Below are 24,667 nucleotides of genomic sequence, written 5' to 3'. Positions count from 1 at the left end.
CATATAAGATTCACGGTCTCAGAGCGGTAATCCCTTGCTCCAGTATCCTCACATAAGGCACGCACCTCATCACCGGCAGAAAACCTCAATGGGGTAAGGGGCCGAAGCCTCAGGCAGAACCCTATGGCAATTCCCGGAGGTTGTCATGAAAGCAGTGGTAATGGCGGGAGGAGAAGGGACAAGGCTGCGCCCTCTCACCATCAACAGGCCCAAACCCCTGGTTCCCGTCTGTAATAAGCCCATAATGGAGCACATAATCGATCTGCTCAAGCTCCATGGGATCACTGAGATCATAGTGACGCTCCACTATCTTGCAGAGGAGATCGTGAGCTACTTCGGTGACGGCCGTGAATTCGGCGTGAGCATGGTCTATTCAGTCGAAGATGAGCCTCTGGGAACGGCGGGAAGCGTAAGAAAGGTCCGTCAATACCTTGACGAGACCTTCCTTATCCTGAGCGGTGATGCCCTTACGGACTTTGATCTCAGCGAGATCATACAGTTCCACAGGGAGAAAGAATCACAGGCCACCATCACCCTCACGAGGGTCGCCAATCCCCTTGAGTTCGGCGTCGTGATAACTGACGAGGAGCATCGTATCAAGCGGTTCCTGGAAAAGCCCAGCTGGGGCGAGGTATTCAGCGACACCATCAACACGGGAATCTATTGCCTGGAGCCCGCGATGCTGGACTCGATGGAGCCGGGCAAGGTCTATGACTTCAGCAAGGATATCTTCCCTGTTCTCCTTGACGAGGGGAAGCCCCTGTATGGCTTTATTTCAAAGGGGTACTGGTGCGACATCGGGAACCTCCAGCAATACCGCCAGGCCATCTATGACACTTTCTCAAAAAACGTCAAGGCCATCATTCCAGGCAAACAGGTCAGAAAAAACCTCTGGGTAGGCGACAACTCTGAACTCCACTCCAGTGTCCACGGCGATGGACCGGTGGTAATAGGGAAAAACTGCAAGATCAAGGAAAACGTGCTCATAGATGAGTTCACCGCCATAGGCGACAACTGCATCATAGAGGAGGGCGCCTCCCTGCAGAGGTCCATCGTATGGTCCAATGCATATATCGGGAAAAACTCGCGGGTGAACGGTACTATCCTCTGCCGCGGGGTGACTCTCAAGGAAAAGGCGCTGACCCTTGAGGGGGCTATCGTAGGCGACAAGTGCTTTATCGGCAAGGGGACCCAGATAAGCTCAAATGTCAAGATATGGCCGGAAAAGAAAATCGAGGCAGGCTCCACGGTGAGCATGAGCCTCATATGGGGGGGGCGCTGGCAGGGATCCCTCTTCGGTGAAGACGGGATCACGGGCATTGCGAATATCGAGATTACCCCTGAATTTGCCATGAAACTGGGCGCTGCTTTCGGGGCTTACCTGGAAAAGGGAGCGATAGTATCCACGAGCAGGGATGCCCATCCCGCCGCGAGGCTGATCAACCGCTCGGTCATCTGCGGCCTCACCTCCGTGGGTATCAATATCTGGGACCACAGGGTTATGCCCACGCCCCTCTCAAGGCACTCCACCAGAAACAGCGTGGCCAGGGGAGGGGTCCACACCAGGATAAACCCCTCAGATCCCCGGTCGGTCCTCATCGAGTTCTATGACAAGAGAGGCATCAATATTGACAAGGACGCGGAGCGAAAAATTGAAAACATCTTTTTCAGGGAAGACTTCCGGCGCACCTCCCTCGAGGAGGTGGGAGATATAAGCTTTCCCGCAAGAGCCCTTGATAATTACACTGAAGGCTTTTTCCACAACCTGGTCGGCTCCGTGATAAGAAATGCCGGTTTCAAGGTAGTGATAGACTACGGCTATAACACGTCCTCCATTATCTTTCCCGTGATACTCGGCAAGCTTGGGTGCGACACTGTCGCCATCAATGCCTACCTTGATCCCTCAAAAGAGCTCCAGACCCAGGCAAACAGGAGAAAATCCCTCACCCAGCTCGCCAAAGTGGTGACAACCCTGGGATCAGACCTGGGCATCTTTGTTGACTTTGATGCCGAGTGCCTTTTCCTCATTGATGAAAAGGGCTCCATAATTCCCAACAATGTGCTTCTCTCCCTCATGGCGGCGCTCGTCTTCAAATCGGTGAAGGACGCCGTAATTGCCGTGCCTGTGAGCGCTCCTTCCATACTTGATCTGATTGCTCACCGCTCTCATGGCAGCGTTATCCGCACGAAGCTTGACGGCCGCTCGCTCATGCACGCGGCCGCTCTGGGGGAAAAGAAGATTATCTTTGCAGGCAACGAGAAGGGCGCCTTCATATATCCCCGGTTCCACTCCGCCTTTGACGCGATGTTCGCCTTTGCGAAGCTCCTTGAGTTTCTCGCGACCCATCATGCCACTGTCTCAAAGGCCGTTGAAGAGCTTCCCCCCTTCTTCCAGGAGGAGAAAAGCGTGGAATGCAGCTTCCAGGAGAAGGGGCGTATCATGAGAAAGCTCCTGGAGCAAAACCGTGAGCAGCCCATTGAGACCATTGACGGCCTTAAGATCCATTTCAGCAGATCATGGGTGCTCCTTGTGCCCGATCCCATAGAAGCGTCAATTCACATAATCACCGAGGCGCCTTCACGAAAGGAGGCCCGGGAGCTACTCGCGAAGTTCGAAGGAGAGGTCCGCTGCCTGCTCAGTGAGCGGGAAGCCTCTCCAGAGCCTGAGCCGCCAAGGGATAAGACACCGCTCAGGAAACGAAAATGCAATGAACCTGTCCACCTGGTCTCCCCTGAGAAGTCTTTTCACTTCTGGATCCCGGGGCGCTACCTCGGGAAAAAGGCCAGGAGCCTCAGGGAACTTCGCGACGCCATTGACTCCCTGGAGCTTGAGTCGCTTGAATATCACGTAAGGAGAGAGGATTTTGTCCGCTGGATAGAATTTGAGCTGAAGAATGAAATGCTTGCAGGTAAAATCCGCTCCGTAAGGGAAATGAAAGGAGAGGAATTACGGCGCAAGATCGTTGAATTATTGCAATAACGAGAAAGGATGTGATTTTATTATGACTTGGGAAGAAATCAAGAAAAAGGTAGCAGAACAGGTATCAACAGCTGACATCTCGGCAAAAATCTACAAGAAGGTTGCCACCACCAAGATAAACTCACTGGCGATTATCCGCCCCTCTTACTATATCAGCCATGTCTCATCACTTGTCACCGATTACATCAACTTCGTGGACAGGTTCCTCCAGATCCCGGAAAGTGAATGGGAAAGCCACCTGAAGTACATCCTCTACCTCAAGGACACCTGCAGGACCATTTCATTGACGATAAGGGAGGTTTCCGAGCCACTGGAGATCCTGATAGAAAATCTTGAAGAGGCTTTTGAAAGCGAGGAGTATAACGAGGAGGAGGAGGAGGAGGAAGAGGAGCCCTCTGCAGAGGAGAGCGCCCCCTCGACTTCAAAACCCGCTGAAGAGAGCACCTCCCACGATGAAACACAGGACCTGATGAGGGAAGCCTTTACGGCAGACAGGGAAGCCCTCGAGGAGAACCTCCGCGTAAGGCTCCGCGACGACGTGAGGATCTCGGAGCAGGTGTCGAAGAAGCTTGCAAAGAAAATCAGCGAGGTCTATCTTGAATGCATCCAGTTCCTGCGGTCCCGCATGCGACTGGAAAAGGCCCCTGACGGCGACGTATCCTCCATAATATCCATCCTCATCGATATCCAGTACGGCCTCGATGACCAGATGAGAAAGCTCATCTTTGAGGATTTCTTCATTGAGGATATGCCGTCGTACACGCCGGGCCTGAATGTCTGGATTGCTCATTTCCTGGATGAGATCACCGAGATGATTAACTCCGAGGAGAGCCCCCTCGCCAAGAAATAGCAGGACTGCCTGAATGCCCATAATGCTGGCGCCATCTCCCGTGATGGCGCTAGTTTTGTTTTGGAGCGCGGGATTTGAGGCTGCCTGTCTTCTCGAGATGCTCTGCTATGGACTGCGCGATTATCTCGTTTCCTTTTGAAGTGTAATGGCCCCCCTGGCAGAAAAGGTCCGCAGTCTTCTCCTTGACAAGGAGAGCCTCAGGCTTCAGAACGGTGTTTTTCTCCTCGAGGGCCTTGATAAAGTCCCTGCAGAGAAGCTTACTGCCCTTCCTTGAGAAGTCAATATCCTGCCTTGTGGGGAGATGGACAATCAGGAAAGCGGCTCCCTGTGATTCCACCTCACTCCTGAAAAGATCGATGATCTTCAGCGAGACCGCCACAGGTTCATTCCTGAGCCTGTAAAAGCTCTCCTCTGAAGAAGTGAGGCTTATCAGTAATGAGATGAACCTGCTTTTTGTAAGAAGCGTCTCCTTATAATCCTCTTTGTTCCACCAGAACTCATGGGGAGCCAGGTCCCACGATGCCATATTCTGGAGGAGGGGCATCACCTTATCCTGGGGGAGAGGGGGAGAATTCAGCAGTTCGAGCCCTTCCCCCATGGCGAGGTACCTCGGCTTGGTAAAGGGCAGAAAGGCGAATGGGTTGTAAAGGGGGCACAACATGTTGACATCTCTCTTGATATTCTCACATTGAAGGCCAAGGATGACCACGGGGGGCACGAACTGCCTCCCCTTGTGAAGATAGCGCAGGTATGCCTGGTCTATGCCGTATCCCGGCACCCCGAAGTTCATCACTTCCGCCGTGCCCCCCTGTGTGTTCATTTTTTTCTCAAGATGGGAGCCCAGTGAGCCGCTGAAGCTCACCTCGTTCCCGTGAATGAAGGAGTCGCCGAAGAGGGCAATCCTTACTATCCCTTTGCCGGGAGCCCTGGAAAACCTCGTCTTTTCAGAACCCACGCGGATCCCCTCATCACTGCTGCAATAGAGCGAAGTATCCGCTCCATACGAGGGCCTTATCGCCCATCCTGTTGCGGCGTCGTATATGATATAGGTTTTCCGGCCTGACCGGAATGCCTCAAGGGCCTCACCAGTGCTGACAAGAGGGAGCCGGTAGGGCCTGAGCCTTCTGTTCCTGAAAAAGAAGTTGCCGTTCATATCGTGCTTCCCTGTGAACCGCACCGCGAACTCCATCACAATACACCATGCGAGGAGGATGCAGAGCAAGAGAAAAAGGCGCCGGAACCTGGCGGGGCACTTCATCTTATTATATTGAGCATGGTGAGCGCCGCGATGACAATTCCCATGAGGCTCTCCCCCGCTATAAGGCCGGAGCTTATGGGTATGGTGTACATCCTGGCAGCGCTGCGATAATACCGGTGATAAAGATAGGCGATGACGGCGCCGATGAACATCGAGAAACTGTTGAAGAAGGGAATTACGAAAGCCATTCCGAGGCCCGCTGCCGAGGGGAGGTATTTTCTTGATTTCGGCACATACCATTCCAGGAGGGCCAGTGCCACGCCGAGCACCGCCGCTATCTTGACGGCGAAAAGGGCCGAGGGTGGCAGTGATTCAATACCCTTGGAGAGAAGCTCCGCCACGCCTTTCCATACCTGCGCCGCCGGGGCGGGTATCTTGTCTGTGCCGAGAACACTCGCGTTGGGAACAAGCAGGTTGTATACCGGCACCGAAAAAAGGGCCCCTGCGATAATGCCAAAAAACTGGGCGATGAACTGCATACGCGCGTTTGCTCCAAGGATATAGCCGCTCTTGAGATCAGAGAGAAGATCGGCTGAGTGTGAGGCCGCTCCCGAGGTGATTGATGCCGTCATGAGGTTTGCCGTCACGTTCCCGGGTGCAATCACCCCGTAAGTGAGCTGCGTGATTTTTCCCATGGCCCCGATGGGATTGATATCGGTCTCGCCGCTCGCCCTGCAGGCCACAATGGAGAGCACAAAGGAGAGAAGCACGGCAAGCACACCCATCCACCAGTGTATCTGAAACATTGTGGTCTGGAGATACACGCAGTAAGCACCCACTACAATGACCCCTATGATGAACCACGACATGGGGGATTCAACGCGCTCTATGGGATCCTCATCGCCCTTCCTGGCTCCTCCGAACATGGCGCCCAACCCCTTGAAAGCCCGGGCCAGAACCTTCCAGTTGAGGGCAAAAGTGACAAGGGAGGAGGTAAGCATCAGGGCCACGCCGGGCCAGAGGCTCCACTTCACGATCTCCCTGTAGCCTGCCGCCTCCTTTATCACGCCGGACTTTATCAGGAAGGGGGCCAGCAGGATATAATTGATCACGGCACCTGCCAGCATGCTGATGGTGACCTTCAGGCCGATGATGGCACCGGCGCCTATCATGATGAGGCTCCCCTCGAATCCTATGGTGAGCTTGCTGCAGGGGACGCCGAATATGGAAAAGGGAAGGGGGAACATTCCCGGGATATTGAGGCCCTTCATCCAGGCAACTTTGCCGTCACGGAACCATGCCACCAGAACTCCCACTATTGCCGAGAGACCAAGCGTCCTGGCCTTGAGGGCAGCCTCTCCGCCGTGGGCATGCATGCTCTGAAGCGTCTCCGCCGCAGCAATGCCGCTGGGAAACTTGAGCTGCTCCACGTTAATCATCTGCCGCTTCATGGGAATGGCCATGATACACCCGAGAAAACTCACTGCGGCAAGCCAAAGGATAAGCTCGAGGGGAGACATGGTCTGGCCTGTGAGCATCATAAGAGCGGGAATGGCCGAAACAAGCCCCGCCGATGTCATATATCCTGCCGCTGATGCTGCTGACTGCATCATGTTGTTCTCAAGGACGGTGAATTCTTGTTTTATCCAGAACGGAAGAAGCCTCTGGAGAGCCTTGAAGATGCTGAAGGCAAGTATGCAGGACGTGATGGCCACTCCTATGCCCCACCCTGTTTTGAGGCCCACATAGAGGTTTGAGAGGGACATGATCCCTCCCAGCAGCATGCCCATGAGGACCGATCTGAAAGTGAGCTGCCGCTCCTTGTCGCCCTTGTAAATATGCTTCACCCAGTAATTCTCTATCTCGTCGGGAGACATGCCGGTAAAATCCATTGAGGGGACTTTTTCAATGACGAAATTCTTTTCCCCGCCGCCCGCATCTGTGGCATCGCCGGTCTTTTCATCCAAATCCCCGGGGGTCTGGTGATGCTCTGAACTGCTCATTGGTCCTCGTTCCTGCTTCCCTTGTCATCTTTGCTGCTCAACTCTGCCAGGATAAGGGAGGTGAAGCTCTTCCCCTGGCTCACCGCCTTCATGACATCCTGCGGCGGCTTTTTAAATGCATCTGTCATAAGCTTGAGCTGCACGAGATTCCTGAACTCTTTGTCATAAAGGATTATCGGATATGCAGAATCCTTCTGGTGCTTGTTGTACTCCTGGTATGCATGCTTGAACACCTCTGGGACCGGCGTTTTGGGGGGAAGGGCAGTGAACAGTATGACGGGATCGAGCTTCAGGAGCCCCGTTATCTCCATCCAGCTCTTCTTGGAGATCCTCGGCTCCAGAAACTCCATGGGGCTCCTCTCGGCGGCTTTTGCGAGATATATCGCCACCGACACGTCATCAGGGAAATTCATCCGCTGCCCCAGGGAGATTACCACGATCGGATCGATATGGTAATACTTTGCCAGGAAACGGGTCATTGCGGATTCATTGGTCCAGAGATAGTCATCTGCCGCGGCAGCAGGCGTTACCGAAGCTGCCGCAAAAATCATCAGAAAGCCCAGAATGACGATCATCAGTCCAGCTTTTTTCATAGTGCTCACCTCTTACTTTATTTCATGACGTCTTTGGGAGTGCGGCCCCGGGGAAATCTTTCTTTAAAGCCACATTTCACTCAACAACGGTAATCTTGCCGCGCCGGGAGCTGACTACAAGATATCCGTTGCCGATGGAAATCCTGTCACCGATAATGCCCTTTATCTCAAAAATCTGCTCGCCGGAATATGACCACCCTTCAAGTCCTTCGCTCGTGAGAATATAGAGGACTCTCTCGCTGTCCATTACCATTTCGTGGGGCCATCCATTGAGCATGGCAATATGATGCTCGTGGAAATTATTCTGTGAGGAGAGGGAAAACACTTCCTCTTTTCTCGTGAGGACAGCCTGGTTATCATTGCTTATTGCCTGCACGAAAGCTATTTTCTCCTCGTCCTGATCTCTCCAGCGCAGGTTCCCGTCAAAGTCATAACAGGCAGCGCCGGCATCGGAAAGCCACAGTTCCGAGTCCGATGTGGTAAGTCTCAGGGAGATGCCGCTCGATGTAGGAAGGGAATCAAGATCGTGGTTCTTCTGCCACAGAAACTCTCCTTTTTCGCTCAGGGCCGCCAGGTAACCTGCATACTCCTTGCTCTCATCTTCGGTGGACCAGGAAAAGGCCCCGGAAATGAAGACCTGGCCGCCTTTGCTGAGGGCCATCCTCCAGCCTCCGAAGAGCCCGAAGCGGGCCGCCAGGTTCTCACTCCAGAGAATCTCAAAATCCTCGTTCATGCAGAACACGGCGTCTCCGGTGAGGGCATAGAGGTTATTGGAGGGACCTGCCACTATGTGAATGAAGGGAGTGAGGGAACCCTTCTTGAACTCATCGGGAAGGGGAAGGATGGTCAGTTTCTTTGAACTGTCAATATGGGCAAGGCCGTCTGTGCACCCTATGACCAGCTTTCCCTTGCCCCAGAAAGCCAGGGTGCGGGGAGAACAGAGATCCTTCTCCCACTTCCTCTTGAGATGCCTGTCCAGCATAATGATGGATTCCCTGAGGGCTATCACGATTTCATCATTCTCGCCGATAAGAGGAGTGTAAAAAACTCCGTTTTCAAAAGTGCACTGCGCGGTGACAAGTCCTCTCCTCGGCCCCGCGGCAGAAGCCTGGTTTCGTGCCTGGGAATTCCCATACTGGCATGGCCAGGGACTCATTTTCTTCATAAAAACACCCCTCAAGCGATTTTATGCATAAACTGCTCATACTGACGCACATTATGCTCTCAAGTATAATGATGGCGCCAGTTATGCTCTGGAGCACAAAAAGGCTTATCATAAATATTCGAGAAGTTCCCGGCAGTTTTCCTTTTCTGCCCGGTATGAGCGGGAGGTTTTTTTTCCTTCTCAATGAAATATATAACTTCGAGTTCAATATATAATCCCGGGATGCGGAATCGGGGAAGATCCTGCTGTGGCGGTGAGGCAATGGCTTTAAAGAAACCAGTGCAGAGAAGAAAGACTTTCAGATCGGGGCTGACCATTCAGTTGGCCATAATGAGCGCGTTCACCATCTCCATATCTGCCTATCTCATCCTGTACGGGATCTCCAGGATAAGATTCTTTACGGAGATTGGCTTCGGTGCCACCACCGACTGCTACCTTTTCGGATATTTTCCTGTAGCCTTCGGCGTCATCCTGCTCCTATTTCTGGCAATGATCATCAGCAGGGGATTGAACCAGTTCATAGTGATAACGCCCCTCAACATAGCCTATCAAAAAGGCAGGCTCAACTTCACCGAGAACTGGGAAAACCTTATGTTCGCGCCGCCCAAGAAGGGCTTCCGTTTCACCAAGTCTGCAGTGCTGGGCAGCAAAGACATTATGGTGAGAATTGACAGCCTCTTCTTCCCCAAATTCAATACTGTCATTGAAGTGATAAGGCTCGCCAAGGAGAGCAGGAAGACCATGCTGATGGAAGCCCTTGAGGTCTAGCGGATCCTGGCAAGCCTCTCCAGCTCACCGGCACTGAGAAGCTTCTCCCCCCCGAGAAGACGGGCCACAAGAATCACGTTGGCAAAAAGCTCCAGCGTTTCCATTCTGTGCGAGGCCTGGTGCACGTCATCACCGAAGGTGAGAGCGCCATGATTGGCCAGAAGGAAGGCATTATGATTGGCCACATAGGGAGCAAGGGATTCAGGAAGCTCCCATGTGGAGGGAGTTCCATATTCCACCAGCGGTATGCTCCCCAGTATAAGGATTGCCTCAGGGAGCACGGGCCTGTCAAGGGCCACTCTTGCGGCGGCGAAGCCTGTGGCAAAGGGAGGATGGGCATGGACTATGGCATGCACATCTGGTCTTCTCTCATAGCTGAAAAGGTGCATCCTTGTCTCAGATGATGGCTTTCCTGTGCCCTCACACACCGCACCGCCGGGGCTCAGCCTCACGATGTCGCTGCTTGCCAGGGAGCTCTTGTTGACGCCTGAGGGCGTCACGAGTATATCACCGCCGGGGAGCCGGACGCTCACATTTCCTGAAGTCCCGGCAAAATATCCCATGTGATGGAGACGGCGGCAGATTTTCACAATGGCAGCCTTCTCCTCCTCTTCGCAGAGGGCTGCTGCCACTGCTGAGGCGACAGAATGAATTATCTCATGCCGGGAGGCCTCATCAGGGATCTGGACGCCCGGCTTTTGCAGAAGCTCTGAGAGGCGCGCTGCAATAAGCTCCGCCAGGTATGAAGAGGAAAAAGATTCGGGGGGGTTCATCTCAGACCATGCCCATTCCGGTCAGCTTTTTGAAAGCTTCAACGTCAAGGGCCCTCGAGAGGGCCATTTCATAGGTCACGAGGCCTTTGAGATAGAGGTCCCTGAGAGAGACCTCAAAGGTCTGCATGCCGTATTCCGACCCTGTCTCAATGCAGTTTCTGAGGGTGTGAAGCCTGCCCTCCCTGATGATATTTCTTACTGCAGGCGTGGCCACCATCACCTCAACGCAGAGCACCATTCCGTGGCCTTTCGCCTTCGGAATGAGAGTCTGCGAGAGCACTCCCTCAAGGCTCGTGGCAAGCTGTATGCGCACCTGGGTCTGCTGATCGGCAGGGAACACATCAACGACGCGGTTTATACATTCAACCGCACCTGACGTGTGAAGCGTCGAGAAGACAAGGTGTCCCGTCTCTGCAGCTGATAGAGTAGTGAACATGGTCTCCAGATCACGCATCTCGCCTACGAGAATCACATCGGGATCCTGCCTGAGGCAATGCCTCAGGGCCGAGGCGAATGATGTCGTGTGAAGGCCCACCTCTCTCTGGCGTATGAGGGCTTTCTTGTTTTTGTGGACGTATTCTATGGGATCTTCAATAGTCACTATGTGGCAATTGGTGTTGGTATTGATGTAATCGATGCAGGCGGCAAGCGTGGTGGACTTCCCGCTCCCCGAAGGACCGGTGACGAGAATAAGGCCTGTTCTCTTTTCACAGAGCTTTTTCATCACCTTGGGAACACCGAGCTGGTCGATTGAATAGGGATCGTCGGGAATGCGCCTGAATACAGCTCCTATGGAGTTCCGCTCGAACATGACATTTATCCTGAAACGTCCCAGTCCCTTGCCTTCATAGGAGAAATCAAGCTCCTTCTTGTTGATGAAATCCTCGTTCTGGTAGCCGGACATGATGGAGAAAATCATCTTCTGAATCTTTTCAGGGCTTATAGGGCCAAGGGGAGTGAGGGGCACGAGCTCGCCCATGATTCTCAGAATGGGAGGGGAGCCGCCTGACAGGTGCAAATCCGTGGCATTCTGCTGCACGACTCTTTTGAGGAGCTCAAGCAATAATCGTTCGTCAGGAGAAATGTTCTGAATTGTCAATTAAGCACCCTCGCCTTCGTATACGATTTCACCGTGGTACATATTTCTATCCCCCCGGCATCATCTCCTTTTTGTAACAGCACGACAGGTATCCCTCATTCCCGAGGCCCGGCATGGAGGCCGGACTCCGGCTTATTCCGTGAGAGGGACATCGATAGATTCCACCGGCGGCAGAGGCGTTGCAGGCGGCGGCGACAACGGGGGAGTGACGGCAGGCGAAGGATTCCTGGTGGGAAGCGGAGGTGGAAGCGCTGTCGGTGCTGCTGAAGGAGAGGGGCTTGCCCCATCCTCTATGAATACCGACTGAATGTCTTCCGCCTTCAGATCCCTCACCGTTGAGAGGGAAAATGAGCTTTTAAGATCGAGGGGGAGATGGGCATTGGGGGCCCCCTCGAGGCTCCAGAATTTCTGGAACCTCTCCAGTTTCCTGAAAAGCTCGCTTTCGCTCATCTCCTTGTTCTCATCAAGCGTGGCGAAAGTGACATGGGACAGGAAAAGGGAGAGCTTCTCCTGGTCAAGGCCGCACCCTTTGCTCACGAGGCGCTTTCCCATTCCGGGGCTCTTCTGGTAGATCTCGAGCAACTCAAACCATGCCCGCACCAGGTCATCGACCCTTTCAGGGTAGGCTTTCATGAAAGGCCCGCCAGCCACGCAGTATTCCTCCACCAGCGGAGTCTTTGCCGTTGACGCGATCACCTTGAATTTCCTGTTTATGGCTTCCTGGAGTGTGGGGTCACTGAGGACCGCCCCGTCTGCCTTCCCTGAGGAGAGCATCTCCAGGGCCTCCTTTTCATTTGCGACATGTACGGTGTCGCATTCATTGATGGTCTTTGCCACCTTGTCCTGGAAAAGGGTGAGAAGGAGAGAAGACGTCGATGCCGGAACAAGGGCCACCCTTTTTCCGGAAAGCTCCTCTATCCTGGTGATTCCAGGCTTTACGACTATGGCATCGGCTCCGCAGCTCGTGGCCACTTTGAAGATGACAGCCCCCGGTTTCTGCCTTGCGAAACCAAGAGCGATGGCGTCAATGGGCGCACATGTCACGTCGATGCTTCCTGCCGCCAGGCGGCCCCACACCTCGTCAGGGTCACTTACCGGTATCAGAATGACCTCATAGCCTTTGCCTTTCATGAGGTTTCCCAGGGCATAGAAAAGAAGCGATGAGGTTCGATCCGTGACCCCTATCCTCACCTGGCCTTCATAGGCCGAAGGGGGCTCCGGTGCTACTGGTCTTGGCTTTTTCTGTAAGGTATAATAATAAATGCCGGCCACGGCGGCACCAATAAGGAGAACCACCACGACAGCCTTTATGCACCCTGCTTTCGTAACCATGAATATTCCTCAGATACCTCCCTGAGAAAATCCTGCCACTCTGCCCTCCCGCCTCATGGCGGCGAGTATATGTTTCCATGGAGCGCTCCCTTTCTCCTCTTGCCGGGCATGCCAGGCCGGGAGAGAGGCCAACAACAAGAAAACCTGGTATGAACGCCAGGTTCTTTTCTCAAAATCCAATATCTTCGTGTACCGCAGGTACTAATATACTCTGGGGCGCGATTCCTTCTTTTCAGCAGGAGCTTCAACATGCTCTTTTTCAACGTGCTTGGCTTCATGATGCTTCTCAGGCACTTCATGATGAGCTTCGGCTTTTTTCGTTGTGGAGGCCTTTTTCACTGTCGTCGTCTTTTTTGCTGTTGCCACTTTGTTTCACCACCCTTTCTCTCTATTTTATAGATTACCATATATAGTTTATATAACGCATGGTAAACACTTCAGATAGTATAACAATTTTATGGAGACCTGTCAACAACACCTGCCAAAAATATCGGCGGGATTGATTTACTCTTCGGGCATGTTCCAGCTTACGATGTCATCTTCTCCCTCAACGCCGTCCTGACCATAACACATAAGGTCATAGTAGCCGTATTTCCCCTCGACCTTTTCCCTGTTGGGGTCGTTTTTCCTGCCGTGATCGGCGCCCGGGCAGACATAGATAAAGTTGTTCTTCCAGGGATCGACAGGCACTTTATCCACATACTGCCTCCACTTCTTTGGCAGCGGCTCGCTTGTGGGCTGTTCCACAAGCGCAATAAGGCCCTGTTCGGTGGTGGGATAATTGCCATTGTCAAGCTTATAGAGCTCCAGGGCCTTCATGATCTCCCTCATCTGGACTATGGCCTTTGTTCTGCGCGCCTCCTCGGCCCTTCCCACAAAGCGGGGAATGATGAGCCCTGCAAGTATGGCCAGAATTGCGACGACCACCATGATCTCCAGAAAGGTAAAGCCTCTCATATTCCGTCTTCTCATACAAGAAATCTCCCTTCGCGCTGATAGCTATTTGAATACAATCTGGAGCTGATAAAATCTTCCCCCCCTGTCAATCTTGAAATCGACAGTATCCTCGTTTTTCATCATCTGGTATGCCTGCATGCCATCTTCAGGAGTATAGAGGGGCTTGTTGTTGATGGTTGAGAGGATATCTCCGGGGAGAAATCCCATCTTCTGAAGAAAGCTTTCAGGCTTGACGAAAGTGAGCTGGATGCCGTAAGGCTTGCCCTCCCTGCTTACGGGTGCAAAACCTATCTCCCTCGCCACCCTGTCGGGCGGATCAATCAGGGACTCAAATTCTCTCCGGCCCATTTCCCTCTTTATCACCCCGGGCGTCACCTCCACCGGCTGCTGGCTCTCGGAGGGGCTTGCCTGCGGGAGAGGCTCATCGGGCTCTCCATACCTCATCCTGATCACCGTATCAGCTCCTGACGAGGCAAGAATGACCTTGTTCTTGAAAATCTCCTTCACGGTAAAATTTCCGAGCACCCTGCCCTTCTCAAGGACGCGATCACTGCCGCCTGCATTTATCACGGCAATAGAGGTACCTTCACCGATAATAGTGGCGACAAGCTTCAGCGGGCCGAGGGCTGCCTCCTGCGGCGAGGCACCCCCAGGTTTCGTGGTCACCTTGGGCTCGGGGAACAGCGGTTTTGCAAGGGCCAGATATTCATCAAGGCTCTTTTTCTTTTCCTTTTCAGGAAGAGCCCGCTTCACTACCACCAGGCGGGGGTCAGTGTAATAGGAGCCCTCGAGAAACGCAAGGAAAAGAGTGGCGGAAAAATAGGCAGAGAGAGCCACAAGGAGAAGTCCTGCCCCCCATTCCGCGTATATCTTTATTTTCTCAAGTTTCTCTTCCATAGCGTTCCTGCCGGGTTCCGTCCATGCCCCGGCGGGCATGTTCCCTCGCAGTCAGCACCGATATACCGAAGCGCATTATATGCTGACACCCGTCGTTAATTCCATGATGGCGTGAGGTATGCTCTTGAGCATAATACCATAAACTTCAAAAAACTTCAATGGGAGATCACGTGATATCAGTCCAGATGCCTCTTACCAGGAAAAAGCCTATCAACCCCATCAGAATTGCCACATTTATTATCTGCAGCAGGGTGATGAAACGGATCTTCCTGAGCCAGTGAATCTTTCCATGGAGCCGCCGGTAAAAGCGTGAAAGGGTCTGGTTGCCGCCAAACCAGCGGCCCCAGATAATCTGGACCACAAGGATATAGAGGGCTAAACCGTAAAGGAAATTGCTGTTATCCAGAATCCCGAAAGACACGCCGGGCCTGAAAAAGGAAAGAAGGGGCGGGAGGCCGATGGCGACCCCCAGCAGGAAAAAAATAAAAAAGGCAAGCATAGGCTGCACAAGGCTTATGTGAAACTGGTGAAAAAAAATAAGAACGCCGGCAAAAGAATTTTTCTCCTTTTTTTCCTCAAGCTCGGCGAGCTTTTTAAGAGAGTTCCTCGCATTGATGAGTTCCATCTTCATCTCCCACATGGTCTGGTACTGCCAGTAATGGGAGGGATAGACGGCCTTGTTGACTATCTCCCTGATCTCAGGCGAGATTCCACCCCTTATCTTCTGGATGTCGGGAAGCTTGCCAGAGCTTGATTTCACGTCATAGCGGGTGAGCATCTCAAAAAGCACCACTCCCAGGGAATAAGTGTCAAAGGTGTAATCTATTTTCTTTCTTTTCCTCACATCTGGTGGAGTGTATCCCCTGGAAAAAACCACGGCTTTCTCAGCTTCCTCGCCGATTCCGGGGAGAAGAGCTCCCGAAAAGTCGATGAAATGTACCTGGTTGTTGTTCACCTTGACGTTCTGCGGCTTCAGGTCCCTGTATATTATGGGCGGTCTGTGCCTGTGGAGATACTGAAGGCAGTCAGCCATCTGGATTACAAGCCTCAATGCCTCATCCTGGGAAAAGCTGTGCTTGTGAAGCAGGTTGGAGAGAGATTCTCCCTCGATAAACTCCTGCACGATGTAATACTTTCCCTGGTCAATAAAATAATCATAGACCCGGGGGATTGCGGCGTGCTTGAGGTTCTTGAGGAGTATGGCTTCCTGCTCAAAGAGATGCATGTTGGCAATGTTATGGCTGTCTGACGGGTTCCCGATCATCTCCTTGAGGGCGAGCTTCCTGTCACCGAGCTGGCCCGAAATATCGGTGGCGAGATACACCGTCTTCTGCCCGCCTTTGCCGACAAACTTTTCAATACGGTAGCGGTCTTTGATGACCGTCCCCTTTTCCCACAGACCTGACATGCTTACTCTCCAGGCAGAGAGCCGGGCATTGCCGGCTCTTTCATAATGAGTGATCCCGCCATCTTCTCGAAATCCTTTTTAGCTGCATCATAGAGGGGTTTCTTTGCAATAAGCGTAAAGACCACGACCCTGTCGTCCCCCTCGGCATAAATCTGGTCGTTGAAAAACACTTCCTTCCCCTGCAGAAATCTCGCTATGACTCTTTTGCCGGCAAGGGCTCCGGCGCGCCAGTCTTTCTGGGACTGCATGGCATAATCCTGGGCACCGTCGCCAGAGAAATTTTTCTTAAAAGTCCTGTTCAGCTCCTTTATCAGCTCCGGGACAGTTGCCATAGTCTTCTGGAAAGAGAGGATCTGAACCACGATACCTTTTCCTGTAAGGGTGAGCTCAAGAGAACTTGAGTCATCGGTGTCTTTTTCGATTTTCCAGCTTTTCACCGGCACGGTGACAGAGAATCCCGACTTCTCGAAGTCATACTGCTTTACCTCATTCCCGGGCGGTGGTGTTTTCGCTGGCTTGACCTGCGAAAGTCCCTGTGCCGGAAATAAAAGGTACAGTGCCAGCAGAAGGACAGGTATGAGAAAAAGCACTCTCTGATATTTCACTGCTCACCTCGCCGCTTTATTTCAGGAGAAATTATTTATATTCATTATAGAGAGGCAATTCACCTTTTCCAGGAGGGATCGCCTGGAAAAATGGCAAATCCCTCATTAATCACAAGAGGGGTGTCATGGTAGGAAATCAGCGCAAAAAAGTCATCATTTACACTGACGGCGCCTGTCTGGGCAACCCGGGGCCGGGGGGCTGGTCTGCCATCCTCACCTACGGTGCCGTTGAGAAGGTACTCTCGGGAGGCGAAAGACAGACCACCAACAACAGGATGGAGCTGAAGGCCATCATCGAGGCCTTCAAGGCGTTAAAGGAGCCCTGCACTGTCGAGATAGTCTCTGACTCCCGCTATATTGTCGATGCCTTCCAGAAAAGCTGGCTCTCGCAATGGCAGGCCAGGGGCTGGCACAAGGCGGACAAATCACCGGTCAAGAACCAGGACCTCTGGGAAGAGCTTCTCTGCCTCACAGGAAGCCATGAAGTCCTCTTCACTCATGTGCGGGGCCATTCAGGCCACCGATACAATGAGAGGTGCGACAAGCTCGCGCAAGATGCGGCAAGAGCTCTGGAGGAGAGTGGCGAAAAAAAATCAGATGAAATCAATGGCATCACCGTATGAACCATTTTTTTCATGACGCGCAGGCATGTTGGAAAAAATGGCGTAATATATTATGACAGGATAAAGAGAAACGAGCTGAGTGTGCCCGGAGCACGGAAAAACCCCATGGAAATGAGCTTTTGAATCATGCATCATATCAGGAAAGGAGGCGCCAGGACAGCTATTCACCCCATTATTAAATAAAAGTGACGTAAAAGGAGGAAATTATGAAAAAGATCATCGGGATTCTTGTGATATTTGCCTTCATTCTGTCCCTTACCTCAGCGGCTTTTGCTGAAAAGGCCATCGAGAAGGACGATCAAGCGGCGGCCGACAAGCCGGCAGTGAAGAAAAAGGAGATCAAAACTGCGCCCAGGTCAGACGCAAGAGCCTATTATGACAGAGGGTACGACTTCTTCAAGAAGAAGCAGTTCGGCGAAGCCCTTAAATGCTTTAACGCGGCAATAGATATGAACAAGGCCTATGTCAAGGCTTATACTTTCAGAGGCTTTACCCATTTTCTGCTGGAAAATTACGGCCAGGCCCTCAGCGACCTCAACAAGGCCATAGAGATGAACCCCGATAACGCCACGGCGCTCTTCTACAGGGGACAGGCGTATTTCTACCTCGGGCACTCTAAAAAAGCCATTCAGGATTACGACAGAGTCCTGGCCAAGCAGCCCGAGAACTCGACAGTCCTGATCATGAGGGCCATTGCCTGCTACAGGCTCGGCGACAGCAACGGCGCAATCAAGGCGGCGAGCAACACGATATCTTACGCGCCCAAGGCCGCTGAAGCCTACCTGCTCAGGGGCATCACCTACCTCAAGAAAAAGAGCTATGACTCCGCGCTCAAGGACTTCGCCTGGGCCGTCGAGATGAGGCCTGACATCGTGATTTACAACGTAATCAATTATATCGGGCAGGCCCGTTCAGGAAAAGATGTCACTTCCGACATGAAAGCTTACTATGACAAGGTGAAGGAAAAGGGGTGGCCCGCCCAGGCACTCGGACTTATCCTTGGCGAGATTACCCCCAAGGATTTCAAGGATATGGCAATGGAAACCGCAAAGACCAAGCGTGACAAGTCCATCCGCGAGGACCAGGCATATTTCTTCATCGCCCAGTATTACTTCCTCAAGAACAATGATACCGAGGCCGAGGAATACCTCGCCAAAGCCCAGGGAGACAAAGGACCGTTCTTCCTGATCCAGGGGCTTATCAAGGAAGATCTCGAGCAGATGAGAGGCAAGTAAAAGAGAGAGAAAATCCCCTCCTTTCCTGCATGAGCGGGAAGGGGGGGATTTTTTATTGCCGTGGAAACAAGGTCCCCTGAGCGCCGGTCATCATTGACCGGCAGATGGCAAGTGCCGACGCGGCCCAGGGTGCCGCCACGAGGGGATCATCCTCCTTGGCATCGGTAAAGCGGCTGATCCATGACCCGTCGGCTCTCTGCCGGTTCATGATCTCCTCTGCTAGCGCTTCAGGCCAGCGCACCCTGCCGTATTTCGTGGCAATCTCCTTTACTTCCAGGGCCTGGAAGGCATGGGCCGCTGCCCAGAGGTAATAGTAATAATAGGAATTGCGGAGCTCCTCGCGCTCCGCGGTGAAACGGCCGGGGTTTCTCGATGCGGAGAAATTCCATTCGAGCCATTTCCTTGCCGCCACCACGCGGGGCGCATCTTTTGAGAGGCCGCACCTTATGAGAGCCCTGAGTCCGTCGGCCGTCATGGAGCCGTATGAATTGAAGCGCTTCCTTCCGTGACAGTCAAGGCCCGCCACGCCGGCCTTGTTTTGCCCCTCATCGGCAGGGATAAAGAAAAACCCGCCATCATCAAAGGCTTCATCGCTCTCCTCCCCGGGGTCAGAAAAATTCTGGCAGCGCTTCACAAAGGTCAGAATTTCGCCGTAGATGGGATCGCTCTCCGGCACCCTGGCAGAGCGCAGGGCGGCAAGGCCGAACAGGGTGGCCGAGAGGTTGGACTCCACGAAGGGAGGGCGGGACCCTCCCGGTGCGGGCTTTTTCGGGAGCACCAGGGAAAAGCCCCAGCCCCCGAATTCACTGTCCTTGGGCGTCCATCCCAGGTCCCCCGAGAGCCTGCGTGCCCTGAGATAGGCAAGCCATGCAGCCTGCCCCATGAGATGGGCCTTATCCCTGCCTGCCAGCACCACAACACGGCTTGCCATTGCTGACGTATGGACCGGGAACATCAGACCGCCGGGGCCTGTTTCGATCGTACCGTCGCTTTTTACCATGTTCATCAGGTAAGCCACGCCTTTCTGATAGGCAGTCCCTGCCTCCCTGCCTCCCTGGGGAAGAAAGAAAAGGCTCGAGAGCACGTAAGGAGTGAGCTCAGGCCCTCCCTTGAAGCAGCCATAGGTATCAGATCGCCACGCCCCGTCCTCGCTCTGCCTGGAGACGATAAAACGGGTGGCCTTCCCCAGGGATCGGTCAATTCTCTCCACAAGCGGAAGTGAGGGATCGCCGGGAGACGCTCCGTATGCCCCTTGAACCCTCACCATGCCAAGGAGAAGAAGGGCTGCCATCAAAAGAGGCACTTTCGCCCTGAGTGCGGTGTTCATGACTCTTCCTTCTATTTCCCCTTCATCTTTGCCGCCACGGGTACAGGCGTCCTGTCCACCATGAGCACCAGCAGCGCCGCCGCGGTGCAGAAGGTGCGGCCCGTGATGCAGTGGTGGCCCGTCCAGCTCCCGTCCTTGTTCTGGATGTTGTTGAGGTTTCCTGTCATGGAACTGTCCCATTTCGTCCATTCCTTGCCGCCTTTTGTCACAAGGCTCTCCCCTATGTTCATATAGCTCAGGAACTCCTCGCCGCCGTTGGAGCCGAAGCCCTGGATGAAGGCCTTGTCATCCATCCTCTTTACGACGGCTTCCTGGGCTGCCCTGAGGTCCTTGTCATTCTGCTGGTATCGGGCAATCTGCCCCTGAATCTCCTTCCGCTCGCTCTCACTTTTTGTGCCTTTGAGCCTCTGCTCGGCCTCTTTCATTTTCATCTGGTTGGTGTTTGCCGAGTCCTGCATTGCCCCGAGATTGGCGGCACTTGAGTAGAGATCCACGCCCGCTGAGCCATCCTTTTTGAAAGCCCCCGTCTTGCCATCAAACTGCCCCCGGGCATAGGTTTCAGTCTTCTGGCGCACCTGCTCGTTCACCTTTTCCCCTGTCTGGCTTGCCCTGTTCAGCGCTTTTCCCGCCATTGACTGGGAAAGGGTGGGAGCCCATCCCTGATTGTCCCATGTGCCGTCGGATTTCTGGTTCTGCTCTATCTTCCTGAGAGTCTTCCTCAAGGCTGCCGCCACACGGTCATTGCCTTTCCCGTCGGCCATCTTCCCTTTCACTTCAGAAAGGATGAGGGCCGCCATGAAAGTGTCAATGTAAGGGCCGAGCTTTGCCTGCACCCGCGTCCCCTTCACACTTGTCACGGAAAGGCCCTTGTCATCAGACTTTTCCACCTCGCTGCACAGATACTCAACAGCCCTGGTGATATTCTTCGAATATCCGCCCTTCGCCGGCGTGCTTCCCGAACGCAGAAGGGCAAGCGTGGCAATGCACGTGTCGGCTACATTGGCGACAGCCTTGAGATTGTCCATCCCATGGCCCATTGATTCAGATTCCTCACCCTGCCCCCAGCCGCCGCTCTTGAGCTGGTGCTCCGTGAGCCACTGGAGGCCTTTATTCACATTATCGCTGAGAGGCTTCGGAGTTACCATGGTGGTCCAGTGCTCTGCCTTGCCCTGCCCGGCAGAGGCCCCCGGAGCTGCCGCCAGAATAAAGGCAGCAATAAGAACTGCAGCAATTGTCAAAGAATTCCTTTTCATCATTCCCTCCTTGTGATTATGCATTCTTTCATGAGGATTTCACCGCACCCGGCTTTAAACCTGCCCCTACAGAGCTACAACTGCAGTCATATCCATCTCCACGAGGAGATCATCACGGCAAAGAGTGGCTTCAATACAGGTGGACGCGGGGTACTCTCTGACTCCCATCTCTTTAAAATAGGCGCACCTCACCTCGTTGAAGGCCATGTAATGCTCTTTGATATCCTTGATGAAAATTGTCGCCTTGACGACATCAGCCCAGTCGGCTCCGGCGCTTTTAAGGACCGCCCTGGCATTTTCAAAAGCCTGTCTTGCCTGGGAGCGGAAATCCCCCCGGTGGAGGCTCTCCCCCTCCCTGCCCACGCTTGCCGTCCCGGACACAAAGACCATCCGTGCTCCCGGCAGGCGTACCTCCATCCCGCGGCTGAATGCTGAGGGAAGGGGATAATGATAGGCCTCGCACATAGCCTCCGGGACATGGATCGTTTTCTTCTCAATAACCATTCCTGCACCTCCTCTTTGTTCTGAAGGGCCGCTCCCGGGTTTTCGCGCCAGGTGAAGAGGTTGACAGGAGCAGGAGCGAAGGTCCTCCGGTAAAGTGGCACTTGTATCATATATAGTCGTACACCTCCCCATGTTATTCCATAAAAGAAAAATATGCTGCAGCGGGTTTGGGTAGGAGTCACGGGAACAGGGACCGAGAGAGGTGAAGGATCACTTCCGGCGAATCATTGAGGAGAGAATCTGCCTGAAAGGAGAAGAAGCTGCATCGCTCTGACCGGCAGTCCTGGGCACGCAAGGCAATCATACCGCCCTTCAGGGCATTAACGTACTTATCTTGAAAAGGAGGAAACGACAATGGGAAACGAGGAACTCAGGAAAAAGATACTTGAGGTGATGCAAAGCTCGCCTATGGCAAGCTTTGCCACCATCCTGGATGGAAAGCCATGGGTGCGGTACGTGATGGTCCATGCGAAAGAGAGCATGGACCTCTATTTTACCGCTTCAAAGCTCTCGCGGAAAGTAAGTCAGATCCAGGCGGATCCCCACTGCCATGCCCTGCTTGGCGGCGATGCGAGGGACTTCACAAAATCATACCTCCAGGTGGCGGGGAAGGCTGAAGTGCTTGAAGACCCCGCCGTCAAGAAAGAGTTCTGGAATGACTACCTGGCGCGCATGTTCAAGGGGCCCGATGACCCGAACTACGTGGTCATCCGTATCATACCCAAGGTCATTGAATTCTGGGGCGAGGGGAAAATGGAGCCCCAGGTCTATACCCCTGCCTGAGGCACTGCACGAGGCTTTTCAGGCAAAGTGCCGGAAATTTAACAAATTTATCACATCTGAGGGCTTGAAAACCATGTGGAAGCCCATGGTATAATAAGGGCGTAAGGTTATACTCAAAGAGCATAATTGACGGTTGCATTTCCAAAATGTCCCGCAGCATGCACAATTTATTTGTCAGGAGATAACAGGCATGGCAATCGACAGGATAGGCATTCCGGCTGATACCGCGGCCCGGCGCTACACTCCGAAACAGCCCCCCGGATCAGCCTCTCACGAGAAAGATCCCCAGGAGAGCTTTACTCATTCTGCTTCAGAGGAGGGGAGGGGCTTTGCCTCTTCGACCTTCGTGAAGATCCTGGGGATCAGGATACCGACTGTCACCAAGGATATTACTGTCGAGAGGCGCGAGAAGATCATGAGCCTCCTGCAGCCAGGCGATCTCATAATAGAGACAAACAACGGCTACCCCTCCTGGCAGGTCATGGAGAAGGTGACTCTCGGATCGGACTATACCCACGTGGGGATGTACGAAGGCGACGGCAAGATGCTCGAGGCCACTGCCCTCAACAGGGAGAACAACTCTGGCGTGGTGAGGGCCGACGTGAGGAAATTCCTCCAGGGTCCCGCCCTGATAGAGATTGTGCGCCCCCCCTACAAAACCCCCGAGGACCGCGAGGCGGCCCTGGGCTACATGCGCTCGCAGTTCGGGAAGCCGTACGATTCATCATTCGACTTTGAGAACAGTGACAAGTATTATTGCTCGGAGCTTGTCTATAAAGCCCTCCAGTCAATGCCCAACAAGATGGAGGTGCCCCTGAAGGAGAAGGTCCTCGGCATGAACAAGAGAGCCGTGGCGCCTGATGCCTTCAGGTACATCAAGGACGCCGAGATACCCTACTCAGACGGGTCGAACTTCTGGAAAAATCAGGCCTCTCATTATCCCGTGGCCCTTGGGGCCCTTGCGGGGGGTGCTGCAGGATGGGCGGCGGCGAGCACCATTGGAGCTTCACTTGGCCCCGTTGGCTGCGCCCTGGGCCTCTGCACCGGCCTGGTACTCACCACACTAATAGGGAACAAGATCCAGACGGGCCAGTATACCAAGCAGGATGTGAGCTCATTCCTGTAAGGCACCGCAGGATTCATCTCTTCATGGCAAAGCAGCCGCCAGGGCGGAAACCACTCCGCTCTGGCTTTTCGCTATGTGCCGATCATTTAAAACTGCAGATTGCCGGAGGAATGATGGCGGCCCTTCTATAATTATACTCAAGAGCACAAAATATGACCTGTCATATATCATTGATGGAGGTGGGCTGTCATGAAAAATATCACCCTTTCAGGGAAATCCGCACCGCTTCTTGTGATTCTCTGCTTTTCTCTTCTCTTTGGCGGCGGAGTCTCATGGGCACAGGGAAACGAGGCCGGCCATGCCGGCGCGGTATTTGCCCTGGCCTTCAGCCCTGACGGGAAGATTCTCGCCAGCGGCAGCCTGGACAACGAGGTGAAGCTCTGGGATATGGCCACGGGAAAGGAGCTCCGCTCCCTCAGGGGCCACCGCAACTATATCGTCTCGCTGGCCTTCAGCCCTGACGGGAAGAAGCTTGTCACCGGCGGATACGACTATTACGTGAAGCTTTGGGACGTGGCTACGGGGAAAGAGGTCCTTTCCATAGATGCCCACCCCTGCCCGGTGTTCTCCGTGGCCTTCAGCCCCGACGCGAAGATGGTGGCAAGCGGGAGCAGGGACTTTTCCATCAAGCTCTGGGATGCCGTGACCGGGAAGCTCATAAGGACCCTGGAAGGCCACCAGTACGCGGTGAACGACGTGGCCTTCAGCCCTGACGGGAAGACGCTCGCAAGCGCGAGCACCGATAACCAGGTGAAGCTCTGGGATGTGGCCACGGGAAAAGAGCTCCGGACTCTCAGGGGGCACTGCAACTATGTGGTCTCAGTGGTCTTCAGCCCTGACGGGAAGACCCTTGCGAGCGGAAGCTACGACTATACCCTCAAGCTATGGGATGTAGCCACGGGAAAAGAGATGAGGAGCCTGGAGGTGGAGGGCAATTCAACTCCTGCCTATTGCGTGTGCTTCAGCCCTGACGGGAAATTCGCTGCGGCAGCCCACGAAAGGATGGTCTGCCTCTGGGACGTGGCCACGGGAAAAGAGCTGAAAAAGCTGAGCGGCCACATCAATACCATTTATGCCGTAACCATAAGCCCCGATGGCAAGCTTATCGCCACGGGGAGCGGCGATTACACGGTGAAGCTCTGGGATATGGCCACGGGAAAGGAGCTGCGCTCCCTCGGCCCCAAATAG

23 protein-coding genes are annotated in these 24,667 nt (G+C 53.7%); 8 read left to right on the top strand and 15 right to left on the bottom strand.

The window, feature by feature from the left end; all coding sequences use genetic code 11:
* Positions 1-145 precede the first annotated feature (145 nt).
* Positions 146-2,980 (top strand): sugar phosphate nucleotidyltransferase, encoded by a 2,835-nt coding sequence (locus RDV48_15480; protein ID MDQ7824203.1) that lies wholly within the window; start codon positions 146-148, stop codon positions 2,978-2,980.
* 22 nt (positions 2,981-3,002) lie between these two features.
* Positions 3,003-3,830, top strand: coding sequence for a hypothetical protein (locus RDV48_15475; GenBank protein ID MDQ7824202.1), 828 nt, complete (start codon positions 3,003-3,005; stop codon positions 3,828-3,830).
* Between the two features lie 49 nt (positions 3,831-3,879).
* Here RDV48_15475 and RDV48_15470 read toward each other — a convergent pair whose 3' ends face one another.
* The 4 genes from RDV48_15470 to RDV48_15455 form a co-directional block, all read right to left on the bottom strand.
* A complete protein-coding gene (locus RDV48_15470) occupies positions 3,880-5,019 on the bottom strand; it encodes a hypothetical protein (protein ID MDQ7824201.1) in 1,140 nt (379 codons plus the stop codon).
* Between the two features lie 65 nt (positions 5,020-5,084).
* Positions 5,085-7,031, bottom strand: coding sequence for an OPT family oligopeptide transporter (locus RDV48_15465; GenBank protein ID MDQ7824200.1), 1,947 nt, complete (start codon positions 7,029-7,031; stop codon positions 5,085-5,087).
* Positions 7,028-7,624: a hypothetical protein gene (locus RDV48_15460; GenBank protein ID MDQ7824199.1), complete on the bottom strand. Its 597-nt coding sequence runs from the start codon at positions 7,622-7,624 to the stop codon at positions 7,028-7,030. Before RDV48_15460 ends, RDV48_15465 begins: the two co-directional genes overlap by 4 nt.
* 76 nt (positions 7,625-7,700) lie before the next feature.
* Entirely contained in the window at positions 7,701-8,789 is a 1,089-nt protein-coding gene (locus RDV48_15455) for a hypothetical protein (protein ID MDQ7824198.1), read from the bottom strand.
* Between the two features lie 330 nt (positions 8,790-9,119).
* Here RDV48_15455 and RDV48_15450 point away from each other — a divergent pair, with 330 nt between their 5' ends.
* Positions 9,120-9,557, top strand: coding sequence for a hypothetical protein (locus tag RDV48_15450; GenBank protein ID MDQ7824197.1), 438 nt, complete (start codon positions 9,120-9,122; stop codon positions 9,555-9,557).
* Here RDV48_15450 and RDV48_15445 read toward each other — a convergent pair.
* The 8 genes from RDV48_15445 to RDV48_15410 all read right to left on the bottom strand — a co-directional run bounded on the left by RDV48_15445 (position 9,554) and on the right by RDV48_15410 (position 16,628).
* Positions 9,554-10,330, bottom strand: coding sequence for a class II aldolase/adducin family protein (locus tag RDV48_15445; protein MDQ7824196.1), 777 nt, complete (start codon positions 10,328-10,330; stop codon positions 9,554-9,556). The two genes, RDV48_15450 and RDV48_15445, sit on opposite strands and share 4 nt — an antisense overlap.
* 1 nt (position 10,331) lies before the next feature.
* Entirely contained in the window at positions 10,332-11,423 is a 1,092-nt protein-coding gene (locus tag RDV48_15440) for a type IV pilus twitching motility protein PilT (protein ID MDQ7824195.1), read from the bottom strand.
* Between the two features lie 138 nt (positions 11,424-11,561).
* Positions 11,562-12,761 (bottom strand): transporter substrate-binding domain-containing protein, encoded by a 1,200-nt coding sequence (locus RDV48_15435; GenBank protein MDQ7824194.1) that lies wholly within the window; start codon positions 12,759-12,761, stop codon positions 11,562-11,564.
* 201 nt (positions 12,762-12,962) lie between these two features.
* A complete protein-coding gene (locus RDV48_15430) occupies positions 12,963-13,127 on the bottom strand; it encodes a hypothetical protein (GenBank protein MDQ7824193.1) in 165 nt (54 codons plus the stop codon).
* Between the two features lie 138 nt (positions 13,128-13,265).
* Positions 13,266-13,733, bottom strand: a complete 468-nt coding sequence (gene gspG, locus RDV48_15425) for a type II secretion system major pseudopilin GspG (GenBank protein MDQ7824192.1) — start codon at positions 13,731-13,733, stop codon at positions 13,266-13,268.
* 27 nt (positions 13,734-13,760) lie between these two features.
* Positions 13,761-14,615, bottom strand: a complete 855-nt coding sequence (locus RDV48_15420; protein ID MDQ7824191.1) for a hypothetical protein — start codon at positions 14,613-14,615, stop codon at positions 13,761-13,763.
* A 166-nt stretch (positions 14,616-14,781) separates the two neighbouring features.
* The gene (locus tag RDV48_15415; protein MDQ7824190.1) at positions 14,782-16,023 is read right to left on the bottom strand and encodes a serine/threonine-protein kinase; all 1,242 of its coding nucleotides are present in this window, start codon (positions 16,021-16,023) and stop codon (positions 14,782-14,784) included.
* Positions 16,024-16,025: 2 nt separating this feature from the next.
* Entirely contained in the window at positions 16,026-16,628 is a 603-nt protein-coding gene (locus tag RDV48_15410; GenBank protein MDQ7824189.1) for a hypothetical protein, read from the bottom strand.
* A 125-nt stretch (positions 16,629-16,753) separates the two neighbouring features.
* On the opposite strand from RDV48_15410, the gene rnhA reads away from it, so the two are divergent.
* Together rnhA and RDV48_15400 are read left to right on the top strand one after the other, a co-directional pair.
* Entirely contained in the window at positions 16,754-17,251 is a 498-nt protein-coding gene (rnhA, locus tag RDV48_15405; protein ID MDQ7824188.1) for a ribonuclease HI, read from the top strand.
* Positions 17,252-17,457: 206 nt separating this feature from the next.
* Positions 17,458-18,486 carry a tetratricopeptide repeat protein gene (locus RDV48_15400; GenBank protein ID MDQ7824187.1) on the top strand — a complete coding sequence of 343 codons (1,029 nt, stop codon included), beginning with the start codon at positions 17,458-17,460 and terminating at the stop codon, positions 18,484-18,486.
* 52 nt (positions 18,487-18,538) lie between these two features.
* On the opposite strand, the gene RDV48_15395 is transcribed toward RDV48_15400, so the two are convergent.
* The 3 genes from RDV48_15395 to RDV48_15385 form a co-directional block, all read right to left on the bottom strand.
* Complete coding sequence (locus RDV48_15395; protein ID MDQ7824186.1) at positions 18,539-19,813, bottom strand: prenyltransferase/squalene oxidase repeat-containing protein; 1,275 nt, start codon at positions 19,811-19,813, stop codon at positions 18,539-18,541.
* A gap of 11 nt (positions 19,814-19,824) precedes the next feature.
* The gene (locus RDV48_15390; protein ID MDQ7824185.1) at positions 19,825-21,069 is read right to left on the bottom strand and encodes a terpene cyclase/mutase family protein; all 1,245 of its coding nucleotides are present in this window, start codon (positions 21,067-21,069) and stop codon (positions 19,825-19,827) included.
* A gap of 63 nt (positions 21,070-21,132) precedes the next feature.
* Positions 21,133-21,570 carry a RidA family protein gene (locus tag RDV48_15385; GenBank protein MDQ7824184.1) on the bottom strand — a complete coding sequence of 146 codons (438 nt, stop codon included), beginning with the start codon at positions 21,568-21,570 and terminating at the stop codon, positions 21,133-21,135.
* 354 nt (positions 21,571-21,924) lie between these two features.
* Here RDV48_15385 and RDV48_15380 point away from each other — a divergent pair, with 354 nt between their 5' ends.
* From RDV48_15380 to RDV48_15370, 3 genes are all read left to right on the top strand, one after another.
* The gene (locus RDV48_15380) at positions 21,925-22,353 is read left to right on the top strand and encodes a pyridoxamine 5'-phosphate oxidase family protein (GenBank protein ID MDQ7824183.1); all 429 of its coding nucleotides are present in this window, start codon (positions 21,925-21,927) and stop codon (positions 22,351-22,353) included.
* 190 nt (positions 22,354-22,543) lie between these two features.
* Complete coding sequence (locus tag RDV48_15375) at positions 22,544-23,479, top strand: YiiX/YebB-like N1pC/P60 family cysteine hydrolase (GenBank protein MDQ7824182.1); 936 nt, start codon at positions 22,544-22,546, stop codon at positions 23,477-23,479.
* A 189-nt stretch (positions 23,480-23,668) separates the two neighbouring features.
* Positions 23,669-24,667 carry a WD40 repeat domain-containing protein gene (locus RDV48_15370; protein MDQ7824181.1) on the top strand — a complete coding sequence of 333 codons (999 nt, stop codon included), beginning with the start codon at positions 23,669-23,671 and terminating at the stop codon, positions 24,665-24,667.

It is taken from the genome of Candidatus Eremiobacterota bacterium (genome assembly GCA_031082125.1).
Lineage (GTDB): Bacteria > Vulcanimicrobiota > CADAWZ01 > CADAWZ01 > Ess09-12 > Ess09-12.
This window is presented reverse-complemented; position numbering and strand designations above follow the sequence as displayed.

Excerpts from the sequence above, each read along its gene's own strand:
- RDV48_15480 (MDQ7824203.1), top strand. The coding sequence starts at position 146 with ATGAAAGCAGTGGTAATGGCGGGAGGAGAAGGGACAAGGCTGCGCCCT.
- RDV48_15475 (MDQ7824202.1), top strand. The coding sequence starts at position 3,003 with ATGACTTGGGAAGAAATCAAGAAAAAGGTAGCAGAACAGGTATCAACA.
- RDV48_15470 (MDQ7824201.1), bottom strand. The coding sequence starts at position 5,019 with ATGGAGTTCGCGGTGCGGTTCACAGGGAAGCACGATATGAACGGCAAC.
- RDV48_15465 (MDQ7824200.1), bottom strand. The coding sequence starts at position 7,031 with ATGAGCAGTTCAGAGCATCACCAGACCCCCGGGGATTTGGATGAAAAG.
- RDV48_15460 (MDQ7824199.1), bottom strand. The coding sequence starts at position 7,624 with ATGAAAAAAGCTGGACTGATGATCGTCATTCTGGGCTTTCTGATGATT.
- RDV48_15455 (MDQ7824198.1), bottom strand. The coding sequence starts at position 8,789 with ATGAAGAAAATGAGTCCCTGGCCATGCCAGTATGGGAATTCCCAGGCA.
- RDV48_15450 (MDQ7824197.1), top strand. The coding sequence starts at position 9,120 with ATGAGCGCGTTCACCATCTCCATATCTGCCTATCTCATCCTGTACGGG.
- RDV48_15445 (MDQ7824196.1), bottom strand. The coding sequence starts at position 10,330 with ATGAACCCCCCCGAATCTTTTTCCTCTTCATACCTGGCGGAGCTTATT.
- RDV48_15435 (MDQ7824194.1), bottom strand. The coding sequence starts at position 12,761 with ATGGTTACGAAAGCAGGGTGCATAAAGGCTGTCGTGGTGGTTCTCCTT.
- gspG (MDQ7824192.1), bottom strand. The coding sequence starts at position 13,733 with ATGAGAAGACGGAATATGAGAGGCTTTACCTTTCTGGAGATCATGGTG.
- RDV48_15420 (MDQ7824191.1), bottom strand. The coding sequence starts at position 14,615 with ATGGAAGAGAAACTTGAGAAAATAAAGATATACGCGGAATGGGGGGCA.
- RDV48_15415 (MDQ7824190.1), bottom strand. The coding sequence starts at position 16,023 with ATGTCAGGTCTGTGGGAAAAGGGGACGGTCATCAAAGACCGCTACCGT.
- rnhA (MDQ7824188.1), top strand. The coding sequence starts at position 16,754 with ATGGTAGGAAATCAGCGCAAAAAAGTCATCATTTACACTGACGGCGCC.
- RDV48_15400 (MDQ7824187.1), top strand. The coding sequence starts at position 17,458 with ATGAAAAAGATCATCGGGATTCTTGTGATATTTGCCTTCATTCTGTCC.
- RDV48_15395 (MDQ7824186.1), bottom strand. The coding sequence starts at position 19,813 with ATGAACACCGCACTCAGGGCGAAAGTGCCTCTTTTGATGGCAGCCCTT.
- RDV48_15390 (MDQ7824185.1), bottom strand. The coding sequence starts at position 21,069 with ATGATGAAAAGGAATTCTTTGACAATTGCTGCAGTTCTTATTGCTGCC.
- RDV48_15385 (MDQ7824184.1), bottom strand. The coding sequence starts at position 21,570 with ATGGTTATTGAGAAGAAAACGATCCATGTCCCGGAGGCTATGTGCGAG.
- RDV48_15380 (MDQ7824183.1), top strand. The coding sequence starts at position 21,925 with ATGGGAAACGAGGAACTCAGGAAAAAGATACTTGAGGTGATGCAAAGC.
- RDV48_15375 (MDQ7824182.1), top strand. The coding sequence starts at position 22,544 with ATGGCAATCGACAGGATAGGCATTCCGGCTGATACCGCGGCCCGGCGC.
- RDV48_15370 (MDQ7824181.1), top strand. The coding sequence starts at position 23,669 with ATGAAAAATATCACCCTTTCAGGGAAATCCGCACCGCTTCTTGTGATT.